A 17,126-nucleotide genomic window follows, 5' to 3' on the forward strand; every position below is an offset into this window, starting at 1 on the left:
TCGTTCAGGTCGGTCTGGGGGAAACTACTTCCTCGCCAAGACCCCAGAAAACGACCTCGCAAATCTATCGCCGTACAGGACAATGCCCACCGCCCGCGAAACCGTCCTCGCCGCGCTGCACGCGCGGCTGCGGCCACTTGCCGCCCTCACCCTGCGTGACGAGGTGCTGCCCGAGCGGATCCCCGCGGCCGGGCTGCTCATCCTGCGCGACGGCCAGCCGGGCGAGCCGGAGGTGACGCTGTCGCCCCTGCGCTACCACTACCAGCACCGGGCAGAACTGGAGGTCGTCGTCCAGGCGGGCACCGCCCGGGCCAGCGCCTTCGACGACCTGACCGCCGCCATCGGCGCAGCGCTGGAGGCCGACCGGACGCTCGGCGGCCATTGCGACTGGGTCGAACCGGAGGCCCCGGCCTCGGTCGACCTGCCCGTCGAGGGGGCCGCGGCCCTGAAGGCTGCGGTGATCACCGTCGTTCTGCACTACACCACAACCGGCCCTCTGGCCTGACACCCCTCACATAGGAGACCCACATGGCACGCGCACACGGCGCGCGGGCGCAGATGGCGCTTGCGTTCGAAACCGTCTACGGCACCCCGCCTGTCAGCGGCTATCGGCTGATGCCTTTCGCCCGCACCACACTGGGCGCAGAGCAGCCCCTGCTGAATTCGGAATTGCTCGGATATGGCCGAGATCCACTAGCCCCGATCAAGGACGCCGTCACCGCCGATGGCGAGGTGGTGGTGCCGATCGATGTCGAGGCCCTCGGATTTTGGCTCAAGGCGGCCTTCGGCGCCCCGACCACGACGGGGACCACGCCCAAGACCCACACCTTCCAGTCAGGGAACTGGACACTGCCGAGCATGGCCATCGAAGTGGCCATGCCCGAAGTGCCGCGGTTCGCGATGTATGCGGGGTGCGTCATGGACCAGCTGTCCTGGCAGATGAGCAGGTCGGGCCTCTTGACGGCAACGGCACGGCTGATCGCCCAAGGCGAGGCGATTGCGGCCACCACCGCCGCAGGCTCCCCGACTGCGCTGGGCCTGCAGCGCTTCGGCCATTTCAACGGGGTGGTGAAACGCCACGGCACCGCCTTGGGCAACGTCGTCTCGGCCGAGATCACCTATGCCAACGGCCTCGACCGGATCGAGACCATCCGCAACGACGGCAAGATCGAAGGCGCCGATCCCGGCATGGCCGCCCTGACCGGCCGGATCGAGGTGCGCTTCGCGGACTCGGCGCTGGTGACGCAAGCCATCGACGGCACGCCCTGCGAGCTCGAGTTCGCCTACAGTCTCGGGGCCAACGCCAGTTTCACCTTCACGGCCCATGCCGTCTACCTGCCGGTCCCGCGGATCGAAATCCCCGGGCCCCAGGGCATCCAGGCGACCTTCGACTGGCAGGCCGCGAAGGCTACCAGCCCCACCCGCATGTGCACCGCCGTCCTCGTCAACACCGTCACGGGATACTGATCATGATCCGCCTGAACCTTTCGAACCGCCCCGAATGGCTGGACCTGCTGCCCGGCTTGCGCGTCCTTGTGGCGCCCCTGACCACCGCGCTGATGGTCTCGGCCCGCGCCGATCCCGTCATCGACGGCCTGTCGGAAACCTCCAGCCAGGAGGACATGGCGCTGGCCATGGCCAAGGCTGTCGCGCGCCGCGCGGTGCTGGAATGGGAAGGCGTCGGCGATGATGACGGCAACCTCGTGCCGGTCAGCCCGGCCGGGATCGATGCCCTCCTGGAAATCTGGCCCGTCTTCGAGGCCTTCCAGGCGCAATACGTCGCCCGCGGTCTGATGCTGGATGCGGAAAAAAACGCCTCCGCGCCCTCGCCGACTGGTCCTTCGGCGGGGGCGACGGCTATTGCGCGGCCTGCATAGGCCCCTGCCCGGACTGCCCCGCAAGACTGAACCGGCCGCAGACGGTCGAGGGCTGGCAGGTCTGGGACTTGACCCAGCGCCTCGGCGGCCAGCTGCGCATCGCGCCGGGGGCCGTCATCGGATGGGACATGGGCGCCGCGCTGTCACTGGCGCAGGCGCTGGGCATCCCGCCCCTGATCGCCGCCGAACTGCTGCCCGAGATCGAGGCAGTGATGGTGCGCAAGCTGAACGAGCAGATGGAAGGACGCCGGAATGGCTGAGAAGAAAGTCTCCGTCCGCCTTGTGGCGGAGGGCGGACGTCGCGTGCGCGCCGAACTGGAGGGTGTCGGTGAGGCTGGGGCCCGCGGCTTTGGCCGCCTGTCGCGCGAAATGGAACTGGCGAACACCCGTCTGGCCGCCTTTGCGCGCCGGGCGGGCCTGGCGCTCGGGGCCGCTGCTGCCGCTGCCACGGCATCGCTTGGGCTAATCGTCCGCTCTACAGCCGAGAGCGCCGCCCAGATCCGGCAGTTCGCGCAGGTTGCCAATGCCACACCCGAGGCCCTGCAGCGCTGGTCGGCTGGCGCGCGGACGGTTGGCATCGAGCAGGAGAAGCTCGCCGATATCCTGAAGGACGTGAACGACCGGGTCGGGGATTTCCTGCAGACCGGCGGCGGACCGATGGCCGACTTCTTCGAGAACGTCGCCCCGCGCGTCGGTGTCACCGCCGACCAGTTCGCGCGGCTCTCGGGGCCAGAGGCGCTGCAGCTTTACGTCGACACGCTGGAACGCGCCGGTCTCAGCCAGCAGGAGATGACCTTCTATCTGGAGGCCATGGCCTCGGACGCCACCCGCCTCCTACCGCTTCTGCGCAATGGTGGAGCCGAGATGGCCCGGCTTGGAGATCAGGCATCGGACCTTGGCGCGGTTCTGGACAGTGATGCCCTGGAAGCATTGCGCCGCACCCAACTCGCGCTGGGCACCGTATCCCTCGTGTTCGACGGCCTGCGCAATCGGATTGCCGTGGCCGTCGCCCCGACCATCGAGGCGCTGGCCAATGCCTTCGTGGCCCTCGCGGCCGACGGTGGCATCCTGCGCTCGGCTATCGACGCGTTGATCGGCAACCTCGGGCGCCTCGCATCCTATGCGGCAACCTTCGCGGCCGTCATGGCCGGGCGCTGGGTCGCGGGAATGGCCGCTGCGGCCCTCTCCGTGCGCGGCCTGGCCACCGCGCTGGTATTCCTGCGCGGTGCCCTCATCCGCACTGGGATCGGAGCCCTGATCGTCGGCGCGGGCGAGCTGGTCTATCAGTTCTCGCAGCTCGTCGCCCGGGTCGGCGGGGTGGGCGAGGCCTTCAGCTTGCTTGGCGATCTGGCCCGCGAAGTCTGGTCGCGGATCGGCCTGTCGCTGGACGCCGCACTCGCCCGCATGGCGGCCGGATGGGAAGGGCTGAAGGCTGCGGGTCTCTCGGCACTCGAGGGCACCATCGCAGGCGTCGTCAGCTTCGGCGACCGGACAGCGGCGATCTTCCAGGGCGCCTATGATGCGGCGGTGGCAATCTGGGGCAGTCTGCCCGGCGCCATCGGCGACTTCGCCTTCCAGGCTGCAAACGGGCTGATCTCCGGCGTCGAAGCGATGCTGAACGGCGTCGTCACCCGCATCAACAGCTTCATCGAGACACTGAACGCGGCGCTGGCGTTGCTGCCGGAATGGGCCACCGGTGAAGGTGGCGTGAGGATCGGTATCCTCGACCCGGTGGAACTCGGCCGCATCGGCAATCCCTTCGAGGGCGCCGCGACCGCTGCAGGTGCCGCCGCCGCCGATGCCTTCTCGGCAGCGCTGTCGCGGACCTACCTCGAGCTGCCCGATCTCGGGCTCGGTGCCATGGCCGACGACGCACGCGCTCGGGCCGAGGGCTATCGCGAGGCTGCAGGCATGTTGGCCGATGCCGCGGGTCAGCCGCTGGCCAGCTGGCAGGCCCTGAAGGATGCCGTCACAGGCACGGGGACCGAGGCCGAGACCGCGTTGGCGGGTGCGACTGGCGCGGCCGATGCCCTTACGACAGGACTGACCGACACCGCCACGGCCGCCGAAGGTGCGGGCGGGGCCGCGCGCGCCGCCGGGGCGGCAGCGGCCGAGGGCGCGGACACGGCCCTCACCGGCTGGCAGGCCGTCACCGCAGCCCTCGCCGACTACGCCGCCAAGGCGCGCGACATTGGCGGGGACGTCGGCAGCGCGCTGGTCGGGGCCTTCCAGAGCGCCGAGAACGCCATCGGCGACTTTGTGAAGACCGGCAAACTCGACTTCCGCGATCTGGTCACGTCCATGATCGCCGATCTGGCCAAGCTTGCTGCGCGGCGCTTCATCCTTGGCCCCATCGCCAATGCCCTTTCCGGCGCGCTGGGCGGCGCGGGCGGGATCTTCGCCAACATCCTGCATGCGGGCGGTCCAGTCGGTGCCCCGGGCCCCGGCCGGATGGTCCCGGCCATGGCCTTTGCAGGCGCGCCGCGCATGCACAACGGCGGCTGGGCCGGGCTGCGACCTGACGAGGTGCCCGCGATTCTGCAACGCGGTGAGCGGGTGCTCTCGCGGCGCGAGGCGGCCGGCTACGGCCAGGCAAGCGCCTCGACCGTCAACGTCACGATCAACGCCCGTGACGCCGAGAGCTTCCGGCAATCCCGGACGCAGGTCGCCAGCGACATCGCCCGCGCCGTGTCGCTGGGCCGGAGGGGGATGTGATGGCGTTTCACGAGGTCCGGTTTCCGGACAACATCAGCCGCGGGGCGCGCGGCGGCCCCGAGCGGCGCACCCAGATCGTCGAACTGGCAAGCGGGGCCGAGGAGCGCAACGCCAGCTGGGCCAACAGCCGCCGCCGCTATGACGTCGCCTATGGCATCCGCCGCGCCGACGATCTGGCGGCGGTCGTGTCCTTCTTCGAGGCAAGGAACGGCCGCCTCCACGGCTTCCGTTTCAAGGACTGGGCCGACTTCAAATCCTGCCTGCCGTCGCAGACGCCGGGGCCAGCCAATCAGCCGATCGGAACAGGGAACGGGGCAGCCACTCTGTTTCAGCTGACCAAGCGCTACACATCGGGCGCACAGTCCTGGACGCGGGCCATCGCCAAACCCGTCGCCGGAACCGTGACCATCGCCCTGAACGGCACGCCACAGGCTTCAGGCTGGTCAGTTTCGACCACGACCGGCCTCGTCACCTTCACCACCGCCCCCGCGGCAGGCGTCGCCATCACCGCGGGGTTCGAGTTCGACGTCCCCGTCCGGTTCGACACCGATGTCCTCGACGTCACCCTCGACCTTGAACGCCTCGGGTCGATCACCTCGATCCCCCTCGTGGAAATCCGCAGATGAAGTCCCTGAACCCCGCGCTGCAGGCGCATCTCGATGATGGCACGACGACACTCGCCTGGTGCTGGCGCATCACCCGGGCCGATGACGTGACCTTCGGCTTCACCGACCACGACCGGACCCTCACTTTCGACGGCACCGAGTTCGAACCCGAAAGTGGACTGACGGCGTCCGAGGTGCGGTCAGGGTCCGATTTGTCCGTCGACGCGCAGGATGCCCAAGGCGTGCTGTCCTCTGACCGGATCACCGAGACCGACATCCTCGACGGCCGATGGGACGCCGCAGTTGTCGAGGTCTGGCGGGTGAACTGGGCCAGCCCCGCGCAGCGCGTGCTCTTGCGCCGCGGTGCCATCGGCCAGATCCGGCGCGGACGGCTGGCCTTCGTGGCGGAGGTGCGCAGCCTCGCCCACGTCCTCGGCCAGACGGTGGGGCGGACGTTTCAGGCCAGTTGCGATGCCGCGCTAGGCGATGCGCGCTGCGGGGTGCACCTTGATGCCCCGGCCTTCAGGGGGACCGGCGCGGTGATCGATGTGCTGCGCGACCGGACCTTCACGGCTTCCGGCCTTGGCACCTTTGCCGCGGGCTGGTTCGGCTTCGGTCTGGTGGAATGGTCGACTGGCGTGAATGCGGGGCGGCGGGTCGAAGTGCTGTCGCATGACCTCGTCGGTGGCGTCGCCATCCTCACCCTGTTGGAAGCGCCAGTGCGACCGATCACGGCGGCAGATGCCTTCGTGGTCCGAGCAGGCTGCGACAAGCGGATCGCGACCTGTGGCACGAAGTTCGCCAATGTCGCCAACTTTCGAGGGTTCCCCCACATCCCAGGTCAAGACGCGGTCCTACGCTATGCGACGAAGGACGGTGGGCACGAGGGGGCGGTGTTGTGAAGACCGCCGATCCCGCCCTTGTCATCGCCGTCGCGCGCTCCTGGCTTGGCACGCCCTACCACGACCAGGCCAGTCTGCGCGGGGTCGGATGCGATTGCCTCGGCCTCGCGCGCGGTGTCTGGCGCGAAGTTGTAGGGCCGGAGCCGTTCCCGATCCCGCCCTATAGCCGGGACTGGGGCGAGACCGGGCCGCGCGAGGTTCTGGCCGATGGGGCGCGGGTGATGATGCCCGAGATTGCAACGGCTGACGCCCCGCCGGGTGCGCTGATCCTGTTCCGGATGATGCCGCGCGCTATCGCCAAGCATGTCGGCATCCTGACCAGCCCCGACACCTTCCTTCACGCCTATGAACGGTTGGGCGTGATCGAGGAACCGCTGACCCCAACATGGCGACGTCGCATCGCCTTTGCCTTCCTGTTCCCTGCACGATGAGTTTTCACAATGGCCACCCTTGTCCTCGGCGCTGTCGGTTCCGCCATCGGCGGGGCTTTCGGCGGCGCGATCCTCGGCTTTTCAGGCGCAGCCATCGGTGGCTTCATCGGTTCAACCATTGGTTCGGTGGTTGACAGCTGGATCGTGTCCTCGCTGGCGCCTGCCCAGAAGATCGAGGGCCAGCGCCTCGACAGCCTGCGCATCACGTCGGCCGCCGAAGGCGCAATCATCCCGCGTCTTTACGGCCGCATGCGCATTGGCGGCAACATCATCTGGGCGACAGACTTCCGCGAGGAGACCAAGACCACCACGCAGGGTGGCGGCAAGGGCGGTGGCGGCGGCAAGGTCCAGACGACCGAATACCTCTACTATGCCAGCTTCGCGGTCGCCCTTTGCGAAGGCCCGATCACCGGCATCGGCCGCATCTGGGCCGACGGCAAACCGCTCGACATGACCGGGATCACCTGGCGCTGGTATCGGGGCAACTCGACCCAAGGGACCGACCCTTTCATCTCGGCCAGGATGGGGGCCGCGAGGACTCCCGCTTATCGCGGAACGGCCTATGTGGTCTTCGAGGAACTTCCGCTTGCCACCTTTGGAAACCGCCTACCTCAGCTGTCCTTCGAGGTGTTCCGCCCGCTCGCTAGTCCCGACACAGCCGAGGGGCTGGTCAAGGCGGTGACGATGATCCCCGCTTCGGGCGAGTTCACCTATGCGACCGAGGCTGTTCGCAAAGGCAGTGGCGGCACGACTTCGGTCGAGAACCTGAACGCGCTGCCCGATGATGCCGACGTCGTCGTGGCGCTCGACCGGCTGCAGGCCATGGCCCCGGCCGTCGAAAGCGTCAGCCTCGTCGTCGCCTGGTTCGGCGATGACCTGCGGGCGGGACACTGCAGCATCAAGCCGGGCGTCGAAGTGGCGACCAAGGTCACCAGCCCGAAGGTGTGGACGGTCAACGGCGTGGCACGGGCCAATGCCCATCTGGTCAGCCGAGATGCCGAGGACCGACCCGTCTACGGCGGCACGCCTGCGGATTTCGCGGTCGTGCAGGCGATCCGGGAGATGAAGGCGCGCGGACTGCGGGTGACGTTCTATCCCTTCCTGCTGATGGACGTCCCGCCCGGCAACATGCTGCCGAACCCGTACAGCGCGAATGCCGCAACGCTTGGCCAGCCCAGCTTCCCGTGGCGGGGCCGGATTACCTGTTCCCCGGCGGCAGGCTATGCCGGGACGGCCGACAAGACCGCCGCCGCGGCGACACAGGTCTCCAGCTTCTTCGGCGCGGCCACACCGGCGCAGTTCGCGGTGTCGGGCGACAGCGTCAGCTGGACCGGTCCCACGAGCGATTGGGGCCTGCGCCGGATGATCCTGCACTACGCCCATCTCTGTGCCGTGGCGGGTGGCGTCGATGCCTTCCTGATCGGCAGCGAGATGCGCGGGCTGACGACGATCCGCTCCAGCGCCAGCGCCTATCCGGCCGTGACGACGTTCAAGGCGCTGGCGGCGGATGTGAAGGCGATCCTCGGGGCTGGCACCAAGGTGGGCTATGCTTCGGACTGGTCGGAATACTTCGGTCACCAGCCGGGCGACGGGACCGGGGACGTGTTCTTCCACCTCGACCCCCTCTGGTCCGATGCCAACATCGATTTCATCGGCATCGACAACTACATGCCGCTCTCCGACTGGCGCGACGGGTTCGACCATGCCGATGCACTGCAAGGCTGGCCCGCGATCTATGACCGCGCTTATCTGCAATCCAACATCGCGGGGGGCGAGGGCTTCGACTGGTTCTACGCCAGCGCCGCCGAGCGGTCGGCGCAAATCCGGACCCCCATCACGGATGGAGCCGCGGGCAAGCCGTGGGTGTTTCGGTACAAGGATCTGCGGGCCTGGTGGTCGAACCCGCATTTCAACCGGCCGGGCGGGCTGGAAAGCGGCACGCCCACGGCATGGGTGCCGCAGTCGAAACCGGTCTGGTTTACCGAGCTTGGTTGCCCCGCCATCCACCGGGGCACGAACCAGCCGAATGTCTTCTTCGACCCGAAGTCGTCCGAGAGTTTCACGCCCTACTTCTCGCGCGGCTGGCGCGACGATGCCATCCAACGCGCCTATCTTGAGGCCAGCTATCTCTGGTGGGGTCAGGGCGCGAACAACCCGACCTCATCCGTCTATGGTGGCAGGATGGTCCATGTCCCCGAATGCGCGGCCTGGACCTGGGACGCGCGCCCCTATCCCTTCTTCCCCGAACTGACCGGGGTTTGGACGGACGGGCCGAACTGGCGGCTCGGGCATTGGCTGACCGGACGGCTGGGCGCTGTGTCGCTCGCCGCGCTGGTGCGCCACCTTTGCCTGCGTGCGGGGTTGGCGGAAGACCTCATCGACGTCTCTGGCCTCTGGGGCGCGGTCGAGGGCTATGTGATCGGCGCGCTGGAAAGCCCCCGCGCGTCAATTTCCACGCTGGCCCGGCATTTCGGGTTCGACGCCATCGAGACCGAGGGCATGATCCGCTTCGTCATGCGCGGTCGGGCATCCAGCCTCACCCTTGCGGTGGATGATCTGGTCGCCAGAAGGGAGGGCGAGGCGCTGGAACTGGTCCGCGCGCAGGAGACCGAACTGCCCCAGTCCCTGAAGTGGCAGGTCGCCCGGGCGGACGAGGACTATGACGCGGCGCTGGTCGAGTCACGGCGCATCACTGTCGACACCAGCCGCATCGCGTCCGAGTCCTTCCCGATGGCGATCCCGCCGGAGGAGGCAGAACGCCGCTGCCGTCGCGCGCTGATGGAAGCCTGGATCGGCCGGGAAAGCGCCACTTTTCGCCTTCCACCCTCGCGTTTGGCGCTGGACCCTGCCGACGTGATCCGGCTGGTCCATGATGGTCGCGAGGTCGATTTCCGCCTCGTCTCCGTCGCCGATGCCGAGGCGCGCGGCATCGAGGCCGTCCGCCAGGACCGCGCAGCCTATGATCTGCCGCCCGGCGATCCCCGCCCGGCCTCGCTCGCCAGCCCGGTCGTCTTCGGCACGCCCGAGGTGGTGATGCTGGATTTGCCGCAGATCAACGAGAACGAGGCCGCGCATCGACCCTTGATCGCAGCCCATGCCAGCCCCTGGCCCGGCGAGATCGCCGTGTTCCGCAGCGCCTCGACGGATGGGTTCACGTTGTTGACCTCATTCGGCAGTCGGTCGCGGATCGGGACGCTGGCCTTCGACTTCTTTCCGGGGCCGACCTCGCGCTTCGATCTTGGCAACGCGCTTGTCGTCGATCTCCTGTCCGGAACGCTGGAAGGCGTGACAGACGTCGCGCTGTTCGGCGGGGCAAATGCGCTGGCGGTCGAGAGCGCCGCTGGCCAGTGGGAGATCATCCAGGCGGGCGCGTCTGAACTGATCGCCCCCGGTCGCTACCTGCTGACCCGGCTCCTGCGCGGGCAGCGCGGGACGGAACACGCGATGGGAAATCCGGCCCCGGCTGGTGCGCGGGTCGTTGTACTGGATACGACATTGGCCTCGCTACCCATCGCCGAGGCTGACCTCGACCTGCCTTGGAACTGGCGGGTCGGCCCGGCCGCGCGTGCGGTCAGTGATGCGAGCTATGCCGCGCTGGGCTTCACCCCGACCGGGCGGGGTCTTGTGCCCTTCTCCCCGGTCCATGTCGAACAGCCGTGGCGTACAGCGCGCGCCCCGGGCGATCTGACGATCCGCTGGACGCGGCGGTCGCGCGCGCTGGTCGCGGATGCCTGGGAACAGGTCGAAGTGCCGCTGGCCGAGGATCTGGAAAGCTACGATGTGCAGATCCTCGACGGCACGAGCGTGAAGCGTACGCTGACCAGCGGCATAGCTTCTGTCCTCTACACCGCCGCCCAGCAGACCGCCGATTGGGGCGCACCGCTCGGGCCCGGCCAGACACTGGCGCTCCGCATCTACCAGCTCTCGAACCGCCTCGGCCGCGGCACGCCCGCGGCCGTCACGCTGCAATTCTGATCCCAACCCACGGGAACCCCCATGTCCGACACCACGACCCATCTGGGCCTGCCCTATCTTCTGGCGGCGCAGGCGCAGAAGCACGTCACGCATAACGAGGCGCTGCGCCTGCTCGACGCGATGGTTCAGCTCTCGGTCCTGGACCGCACGCGCACCGCGCCCCCGGCCAGCCCCGCAGATGGGAACCGGCACGTCGTGGCCTCGGGCGCCACCGGCCTCTGGGCCGGATGGGATCTGAACATCGCCTTCTGGGTGGACGGCGCTTGGATCCGGCTGGTGCCGCGCACCGGCTGGCTGGTGTGGGTCGCGGCGGAAGGCCTGTTCCTCGTCTGGACCGGTGCAGCCTGGGAAGTGGTGGGCGAGCCGCGCGACGTCTCGGACGCCGTGTTCAGCCTCGTGAACGATGCGGACCCGACGAAGAAGGCCACCTTCTCGCTGGCGGGCATCAGCGCCGGAACGACGCGCAGTTTCACGCTGCCCAACACCTCGTCCGAACTGGCGATCCTAGCGGGCACGCAGACCTTCACCGGCAACAAGACCTTCTCGGGGACGCTGACGGCGTCCGGGACCGTGACGGTGACTGCGGCCAGTGCCTCGATCGGCACGGCGACGACCACCGCCACCTATGGTATGGGCACCGGAGCCACGACGACCGGCGTGACCAAGACGGTGAACATCGGGACCGGCGGCGCGTCCGGGTCGACGACGGTCGTGAACATCGGCTCGGCCACCGGTGGCGCGGGCGGCACGACCGTCATCAACACGCCGACGGTGACCTTTGCGAATGCCGTGACGCAGGTCGGCATGCCCCAGGCGAACCTGACCGCGCAGCTGCTCGGCCTCGGCGGGGCCACAGCGGACAGTTACAACCGGGTTTCGGTCAACACGCCTGCGGTGCTGCTGAACAATGCGGGCGCGGGGATCGAAGCGACGGTGAACAAGGCTGCGGCTGGGAATGACGCGGCCATCGCCTTCAAGACCGGCTTCTCGGCCCGCGCCCTCATCGGGTTGCTCGGCAACGATGACTTCAGCTTCAAGGTCAGCCCGGATGGCTCGGCCTTCTTCGACGCGATCCGCATCGACCGGACCAACGGCCAGGTGGAACTGCCGCAGCCGACAATCCTGCCGGGGCTCTCGGCCGCGCCGACTCCGCCGCCCGCAGGCAAAGCCGCTGTGTACGCGCGCAGCCGCGCCGGGGCGCCGTGGATCGACGTGATGCGCCCCTCTGGCCGGGACTTCCCCCTGCAGCCGCATTTCGGGGTGAACCGGATCGCCAACTGGTCGCCCTCGGTCAGCACCACGATCACGACCGAGGGCCTGCCGATCACCTCGGTCGGCACCGTGTCGCACCCGACGCTGGCCGCAACGAACCTGGCCGCCTCGATGCGGCGCTGGCGCCTGACCTCGGCGGCCGTCGTGGACTCGGTCGCCGACCAGCGATCCGCAGGCTGGGCCTGCTGGCGCGGCAACGCAGCGGGCCTCGGCGGATGGACTTTTGTCACGCGGATTTCGCTGACAACGCTGCAGGCGACCGGGATGGGGTTCTTCGGCCTCTACGGCTCTACCGCCGCGCTCGCCACCACGCTGACGCTTGCCGCGGCCATCAACTGCATCGGCATCGGCTTCCAGCGCGGGACGCACACCCGTTGGCAACTCGTGGCCAACGACGGCACTGGCGCGCCGACGCTGACCGACATGGGCGCGTCCTTCGGTATCGCCACCGGCGGCGTGCTCACCCTGTTCATCGCGGCTCCGCCGAACGGGGCATCCGTCTGGGTGCGGGTGGTGGACGAGGTCTCAGGCGCCGTCTTCGAGCAGGAGATCACCGCAGACCTGCCCGCCGCGACGCAGTTCCTGTCGCCGCGGCTGTTCCTGAACACCGGGGCGACAGCCGCCGCCGTCGCCTACGACTGCGCCGGGGTCTACCTTGAAACCGATTTCTGACCGACCGCAGCTCGCGGCAATGAAAGGACCACCATGAACGACCAGACCACTCTCGCCGACGCGGTCGCGCGGGCCTTTCGGGACCACGGGATCACCGCCGCGCTGACTGCCCTGATCGGCGGCACCATGGCCCTGATCGCGGCGATCACGCGCAAGGCCTTCACCAACGAGGCCCTGCTGGACCGGCTCGACCGGGAACTCATTACCGAACGCGACCGCACCGACAAGCAGCGCAGCGAAGATCGCAAGGTCGATGGCGACCGCCTCGACCGGATCGAGACCGACATCCGCTCGATGCGGGACATGCTCTTCGACGCATTCCAGCGCGGCCGATCAGACTGACCGCCTGGCGACCACACCACAACGACCACCACCAACCCGCCCCAGAGGCGGGTTTTTTCATCTGGAGGATCCACCATGCCGACCCTGTCCTACCCCCACTGGCGCGATGTGCCCGCCAGTGCCTGGCGCTGGCTGAACTTCTCGGCCGCCGAGATCGCCTGCCGCGGCACCGGCGCGATCAAGATCAACACCGAGGCCATGGACAAGCTGCAGGACCTGCGCGACCGCCTCGGCAAGCCGCTGATCATCCGCTCTGCCTATCGCAGCCCGGAGCACAACCGGGCCGTCGGCGGAGCCCCCGCCTCGAAGCACATGCAGGGCACGGCCTTCGACATCGCCATGGCGAACCACGATCCGGTGGCATTCGCCGATGCTGCCCGAGCCGTCGGTTTCCTCGGGTTCGGCACCTATCCGCGTTCGGGCTTCATCCACATCGACCTCGGGCCCGCCCGGTCCTGGGGCGATCCCTTCCCGGCGCGGCCCGTGCCCTTCGCCCCGGAACTGCCGCCCGCGCGGGAAGTCTTGTCGGAAAGCCGCACGCTGCGCGGTGGCGGCGCGGCTGGGGCGGCCACCGTGGGCGCGGCCGGGGTGGAGGCTGTGAGGGGCGTCCTTGCGGAAACCCAGTCCACGATCCAGCCGCTGGTGCCCTACCTCGATACGCTGCGCTGGGTGCTGATCGCCATCGCGCTGATCGGCATCGCCATCACCATTCACGCCCGGCTCGATGACTGGAAGCGGGGCCAGCGGTGATCGGCTGGCTCCTCACCCATGGCCCGGCGCGAAAAGCGCTGGGCCTCATCCTCACCGTAGCAGCGATCCTGCTGTTCCTGATGAACCTGCGCCGTGCCGGTGAACGCGCCGGGCGTGCCGCCGAACGCCTTGATGCAAGAGAGAGAAACGATGCCGTCCACCGCCAGATGCTCGACGCCGCCGCCCGCCGCCCTCCTGATCGTGATGCTTTGGCTGACCGGCTGCGCGATGGCAGGTTCTGAAGCCCACGCGCCCTGCCCACCCGTGGTCGACTACACGGCCGCCGATCAGGCCCGCGCCGCCGACGAGGTGGAAGCTCTGTCGGAAGGGGCCGTCGTCGTCCGGATGCTCAGCGACTACGCCGTGATGCGCGATCAGGCGCGGGCATGCAGGTAATGATTAACCCACGCACCGAAATGGGTTCGAGATTCTGGCGCTTCCCCTCTTGCGACGACGATGGGCTCTGGGTCATCCTAGGCGATAGGTTTAACCGTTCGCTGGGCGTTTGATGCAGATTTCCTCGATCCTCGATTACATCGACAATGGCCACATGGCGCTGCCGGAATTCCAGCGTGGGTATGTCTGGGGACGAGAACAGGTTCGAGGACTTTTCCAGTCGCTGTATCGCGGGCATCCTGTCGGGAGCCTTCTGGTATGGGCGACGGACGCGTCCACGGCCACGCATCGCGGCGACGGCAAGCTTGCACCAGGGGTCGTCAAGCTCCTCCTGGACGGCCAACAGCGCATCACCTCGCTCTATGGTGTGATCCGGGGAAAACCCCCTCGCTTTTTCGATGGAAACGCAAAGGCGTTCACGGATCTGAGGTTCAACCTCGCCAGCGAAGACTTCGAGTTTTACCAACCGATCAAGATGCGGGACGATCCGCTCTGGATCGACGTTACCGAGGTCATGCAGAAGGGGAATGCTGGCATCGGTGCGTTTCTAACCACGCTCAGCCAGAACCCGGAGAATCTTCCGAAGATCGGTGAGTATGTCGGCCGTTTGAACCAGCTTCTCGGGATCCGCGACAAGGCGTTCCACATTGAGGAGGTCACCGGTGCCGACAAGACGCTCGACGTGGTGGTAGACATCTTCAATAGAGTGAACAGCGGCGGAACCAAGCTGTCGAAGGGCGATCTAGCGCTCGCCAAGATTTGCGCGGATTGGCCCGAAGCGCGCGACACGATGAAAACCAGCATCGCGCGCTGGCGCTCCGAGGGCTACGACTTCACCCTCGATTGGCTGTTGCGGTCGGTGAACACAGTTCTGACGGGCGAGGCAAAGTTCCTCTATCTCCACTCGCAAGGCGCTGACGAAATCGCCAGCGCCCTGAAGCGTGCAGTCAAGCACATCGACACTGCGCTGAACATGATTGGCGGGCGGCTGGGTCTTGACCACGACCGCGTGCTATTCTCCAAGTTCGCCGTCCCGGTCATGGTTCGCTATCTGGACAGCAAGGGCGGCCATCTCGATGCGAAGACTCGCGACAAACTGCTCTTCTGGTTCGTCCAGACGGGGATGTGGGGGCGCTTTTCGGGATCGGTCGAGAGCTTCATCGACAAGGACCTCGGGATCCTCGAGCAGAGCGGCGGGGATCTGGACAAGCTGATCGGCGAACTGCGGTTGGCACAGGGCGGACTGCGGGTCGAACCTGGTCACTTCCACTCGTGGAGTGTCGGAGCGCGGTTCTATCCGGTGCTGTACATGCTCACCCGCATGACGGAGGCACGGGACTGGGGCACTGGCCTGCCGTTGAAGAACAACCTTCTTGGCAAGATGAGCCGTCTCGAAGTCCACCACATCTTCCCACGCGCGCGGCTGTACGAGGCGAACTACGCACGGGCGGAAGTGAACGCCCTGGCGAACTTCTGTTTCCTGACGAAGGACACGAACCTCGCGATCTCGGACCGCCGACCAGAGGATTACTTCCCCGAGATCGAGGCCGCACACCCCGGCGCGCTGCATTCGCAGTGGATCCCCGATGACCCTGCGCTTTGGCGGATCGAGAACTACCGCGACTTCATGGAAGCTCGCAAAGCATTGCTCGCCGAAGCCACGAACGCGTGCCTCGCATCCCTGCTGCACGACGACACGCCATGGCTTGATGGTTCTCGGGCAGCCAGGATCACGGATCGGGTGCTTCTGGGCGGCATCGCGAGCGAAGATGAAGCGAAGGAACTGGAAGCCCTCAATGCTTGGGTGGCAGCCCAGGGGCTTGCGCAGGGTCAGATGGCGTATGACTTCGTCGACCCAGAGACGGGAGAACAGCGTGCCATCTTCGATCTGGTCTGGCCGAGTGGAGTTCAGGAAGAACTGACGGAGCCGGTGGCGGTCCTGCTGGGCGAAAGCGCGGAGCTCATTTCGATGGCCAGCGCCACAGGGTTTCGGTGCTTCACATCGACCGCGGCCTTCAAGTCCTACGTCGAGGGACTCAGTGCGCCGAACACCGGCCTTGCGGCGGAGTAGCGACATGGGACGGAACGCTGCAGGCACCGCTTTTCAGGGGGACTGGTCGAATGTTGACCAGGTGTTGACAAGAATATCAAAAGCAAAAACCCGACGGTTTACGTCGGGCTCTATCTATTTGATATCTTGCAGGATCTTGGTTGCGGGGGTAGGATTTGAACCTACGACCTTCAGGTTATGAGCCTGACGAGCTACCGGGCTGCTCTACCCCGCGCCATTTGCGCTTTTTGCGAGCGCGTTATCGTTTTGAGAGATCTCTCGCTTCTTTTCAGGTCTGGCGGTGACCTACTCTCCCACGTCTATTGACGCAGTACCATTGGCGCGACGGCACTTAACGGCCGAGTTCGGGATGGGATCGGGTGTTTTGCTCGTGCTTTGGCCACCAGACCGGAAAAGGAGCGAGATCGGCGTCATCCCTTGCGGGATGGGTTGTCCAAGGATGCTTTTGGAAGAAGGTCTGTCTTCTTCCGGATCAAATCAAGCCAATCGAGCCATTAGTACCGGTCAACTGAACGCATTGCTGCGCTTACATCTCCGGCCTATCGACGTGGTGGTCTTCCACGGCTCTCAAGGGATACCTTGTTTTGAGGGGGGCTTCACGCTTAGATGCCTTCAGCGTTTATCCTGTCCGTTCATAGCTACCCAGCACTGCCGTTGGCACGACAACTGGTCCACCAGTGGAACGTTCACCCCGGTCCTCTCGTACTAGGGGCAACTCCTCTCAAGTATCCTACACCCACGGCAGATAGGGACCGAACTGTCTCACGACGTTCTAAACCCAGCTCACGTACCTCTTTAAATGGCGAACAGCCATACCCTTGGGACCTGCTCCAGCCCCAGGATGAGATGAGCCGACATCGAGGTGCCAAACGATGCCGTCGATATGGACTCTTGGGCATCATCAGCCTGTTATCCCCAGCGTACCTTTTATCCGTTGAGCGATGGCCCTTCCACTCGGGACCACCGGATCACTATGGCCGACTTTCGTCTCTGCTCGACTTGTCAGTCTTGCAGTCAGGCTGGCTTCTGCCATTGCACTCAACGAGCGATTTCCGACCGCTCTGAGCCAACCTTCGCGCGCCTCCGTTACTCTTTGGGAGGCGACCGCCCCAGTCAAA

At 66.8% G+C, this 17,126-nt stretch carries 15 protein-coding genes, 1 tRNA gene and 2 rRNA genes (1 of these 18 cut by a window edge); 15 read left to right on the forward strand and 3 right to left on the reverse strand.

Annotated elements, in window-relative coordinates:
* Nucleotides 1–82: 82 nt before the first annotated feature.
* From PARN5_RS0103955 to PARN5_RS0104020, 15 genes are all read left to right on the forward strand, one after another.
* Entirely contained in the window at nucleotides 83–505 is a 423-nt protein-coding gene (locus tag PARN5_RS0103955) for a hypothetical protein (RefSeq protein ID WP_017998480.1), read from the forward strand.
* A gap of 23 nt (nucleotides 506–528) precedes the next feature.
* The gene (locus tag PARN5_RS0103960) at nucleotides 529–1,467 is read left to right on the forward strand and encodes a phage tail tube protein (RefSeq protein WP_017998481.1); all 939 of its coding nucleotides are present in this window, start codon (nucleotides 529–531) and stop codon (nucleotides 1,465–1,467) included.
* A gap of 2 nt (nucleotides 1,468–1,469) precedes the next feature.
* Nucleotides 1,470–1,877 (forward strand): hypothetical protein, encoded by a 408-nt coding sequence (locus tag PARN5_RS0103965; RefSeq protein WP_017998482.1) that lies wholly within the window; start codon nucleotides 1,470–1,472, stop codon nucleotides 1,875–1,877.
* A 68-nt stretch (nucleotides 1,878–1,945) separates the two neighbouring features.
* Nucleotides 1,946–2,137: a hypothetical protein gene (locus PARN5_RS21635; protein WP_017998483.1), complete on the forward strand. Its 192-nt coding sequence runs from the start codon at nucleotides 1,946–1,948 to the stop codon at nucleotides 2,135–2,137.
* Nucleotides 2,130–4,592: a phage tail tape measure C-terminal domain-containing protein gene (locus PARN5_RS0103975; protein ID WP_017998484.1), complete on the forward strand. Its 2,463-nt coding sequence runs from the start codon at nucleotides 2,130–2,132 to the stop codon at nucleotides 4,590–4,592. The genes PARN5_RS21635 and PARN5_RS0103975 overlap by 8 nt, the downstream gene beginning before the upstream one ends.
* Nucleotides 4,592–5,218 (forward strand): DUF2460 domain-containing protein, encoded by a 627-nt coding sequence (locus PARN5_RS0103980; protein ID WP_017998485.1) that lies wholly within the window; start codon nucleotides 4,592–4,594, stop codon nucleotides 5,216–5,218. Before PARN5_RS0103975 ends, PARN5_RS0103980 begins: the two co-directional genes overlap by 1 nt.
* The gene (locus tag PARN5_RS0103985) at nucleotides 5,215–6,099 is read left to right on the forward strand and encodes a DUF2163 domain-containing protein (RefSeq protein ID WP_017998486.1); all 885 of its coding nucleotides are present in this window, start codon (nucleotides 5,215–5,217) and stop codon (nucleotides 6,097–6,099) included. The genes PARN5_RS0103980 and PARN5_RS0103985 overlap by 4 nt, the downstream gene beginning before the upstream one ends.
* The gene (locus PARN5_RS0103990; RefSeq protein ID WP_017998487.1) at nucleotides 6,096–6,530 is read left to right on the forward strand and encodes an NlpC/P60 family protein; all 435 of its coding nucleotides are present in this window, start codon (nucleotides 6,096–6,098) and stop codon (nucleotides 6,528–6,530) included. Before PARN5_RS0103985 ends, PARN5_RS0103990 begins: the two co-directional genes overlap by 4 nt.
* 9 nt (nucleotides 6,531–6,539) lie before the next feature.
* Nucleotides 6,540–10,505, forward strand: a complete 3,966-nt coding sequence (locus PARN5_RS0103995; RefSeq protein ID WP_017998488.1) for a glycoside hydrolase TIM-barrel-like domain-containing protein — start codon at nucleotides 6,540–6,542, stop codon at nucleotides 10,503–10,505.
* Nucleotides 10,506–10,526: 21 nt separating this feature from the next.
* Complete coding sequence (locus PARN5_RS0104000; protein WP_017998489.1) at nucleotides 10,527–12,449, forward strand: DUF2793 domain-containing protein; 1,923 nt, start codon at nucleotides 10,527–10,529, stop codon at nucleotides 12,447–12,449.
* A gap of 33 nt (nucleotides 12,450–12,482) precedes the next feature.
* Nucleotides 12,483–12,791, forward strand: coding sequence for a hypothetical protein (locus PARN5_RS0104005; RefSeq protein ID WP_017998490.1), 309 nt, complete (start codon nucleotides 12,483–12,485; stop codon nucleotides 12,789–12,791).
* 75 nt (nucleotides 12,792–12,866) lie between these two features.
* Entirely contained in the window at nucleotides 12,867–13,541 is a 675-nt protein-coding gene (locus tag PARN5_RS0104010) for a D-Ala-D-Ala carboxypeptidase family metallohydrolase (RefSeq protein WP_017998491.1), read from the forward strand.
* On the forward strand, nucleotides 13,541–13,783 hold the full coding sequence (locus PARN5_RS23285) for a hypothetical protein (protein WP_081614986.1): 243 nt from the start codon (nucleotides 13,541–13,543) through the stop codon (nucleotides 13,781–13,783). Before PARN5_RS0104010 ends, PARN5_RS23285 begins: the two co-directional genes overlap by 1 nt.
* Before the next feature lie 22 nt (nucleotides 13,784–13,805).
* Nucleotides 13,806–13,937, forward strand: a complete 132-nt coding sequence (locus PARN5_RS25080; protein ID WP_257791667.1) for a hypothetical protein — start codon at nucleotides 13,806–13,808, stop codon at nucleotides 13,935–13,937.
* A gap of 112 nt (nucleotides 13,938–14,049) precedes the next feature.
* On the forward strand, nucleotides 14,050–16,008 hold the full coding sequence (locus tag PARN5_RS0104020; protein ID WP_017998493.1) for a DUF262 domain-containing protein: 1,959 nt from the start codon (nucleotides 14,050–14,052) through the stop codon (nucleotides 16,006–16,008).
* Nucleotides 16,009–16,145: 137 nt separating this feature from the next.
* Here the strand turns inward: PARN5_RS0104020 and PARN5_RS0104025 are convergent.
* The 3 genes from PARN5_RS0104025 to PARN5_RS0104035 all read right to left on the reverse strand — a co-directional run.
* Nucleotides 16,146–16,222: transfer RNA gene (locus PARN5_RS0104025), tRNA-Met, on the reverse strand.
* Nucleotides 16,223–16,280: 58 nt separating this feature from the next.
* Nucleotides 16,281–16,395: ribosomal RNA gene (gene rrf, locus PARN5_RS0104030) — 5S ribosomal RNA — on the reverse strand.
* Between the two features lie 86 nt (nucleotides 16,396–16,481).
* A 23S ribosomal RNA gene (locus PARN5_RS0104035) occupies nucleotides 16,482–17,126 on the reverse strand; it runs 2,186 nt beyond the window's last position.

It is taken from the genome of Paracoccus sp. N5 (assembly GCF_000371965.1).
In the GTDB taxonomy this organism is placed as follows: Bacteria; Pseudomonadota; Alphaproteobacteria; order Rhodobacterales; family Rhodobacteraceae; genus Paracoccus.

Excerpts from the sequence above, each read along its gene's own strand:
- PARN5_RS0103955 (WP_017998480.1), top strand. The coding sequence starts at position 83 with ATGCCCACCGCCCGCGAAACCGTCCTCGCCGCGCTGCACGCGCGGCTG.
- PARN5_RS0103960 (WP_017998481.1), top strand. The coding sequence starts at position 529 with ATGGCACGCGCACACGGCGCGCGGGCGCAGATGGCGCTTGCGTTCGAA.
- PARN5_RS0103965 (WP_017998482.1), top strand. The coding sequence starts at position 1,470 with ATGATCCGCCTGAACCTTTCGAACCGCCCCGAATGGCTGGACCTGCTG.
- PARN5_RS0103975 (WP_017998484.1), top strand. The coding sequence starts at position 2,130 with ATGGCTGAGAAGAAAGTCTCCGTCCGCCTTGTGGCGGAGGGCGGACGT.
- PARN5_RS0103980 (WP_017998485.1), top strand. The coding sequence starts at position 4,592 with ATGGCGTTTCACGAGGTCCGGTTTCCGGACAACATCAGCCGCGGGGCG.
- PARN5_RS0103985 (WP_017998486.1), top strand. The coding sequence starts at position 5,215 with ATGAAGTCCCTGAACCCCGCGCTGCAGGCGCATCTCGATGATGGCACG.
- PARN5_RS0103995 (WP_017998488.1), top strand. The coding sequence starts at position 6,540 with ATGGCCACCCTTGTCCTCGGCGCTGTCGGTTCCGCCATCGGCGGGGCT.
- PARN5_RS0104000 (WP_017998489.1), top strand. The coding sequence starts at position 10,527 with ATGTCCGACACCACGACCCATCTGGGCCTGCCCTATCTTCTGGCGGCG.
- PARN5_RS0104005 (WP_017998490.1), top strand. The coding sequence starts at position 12,483 with ATGAACGACCAGACCACTCTCGCCGACGCGGTCGCGCGGGCCTTTCGG.
- PARN5_RS0104010 (WP_017998491.1), top strand. The coding sequence starts at position 12,867 with ATGCCGACCCTGTCCTACCCCCACTGGCGCGATGTGCCCGCCAGTGCC.
- PARN5_RS0104020 (WP_017998493.1), top strand. The coding sequence starts at position 14,050 with ATGCAGATTTCCTCGATCCTCGATTACATCGACAATGGCCACATGGCG.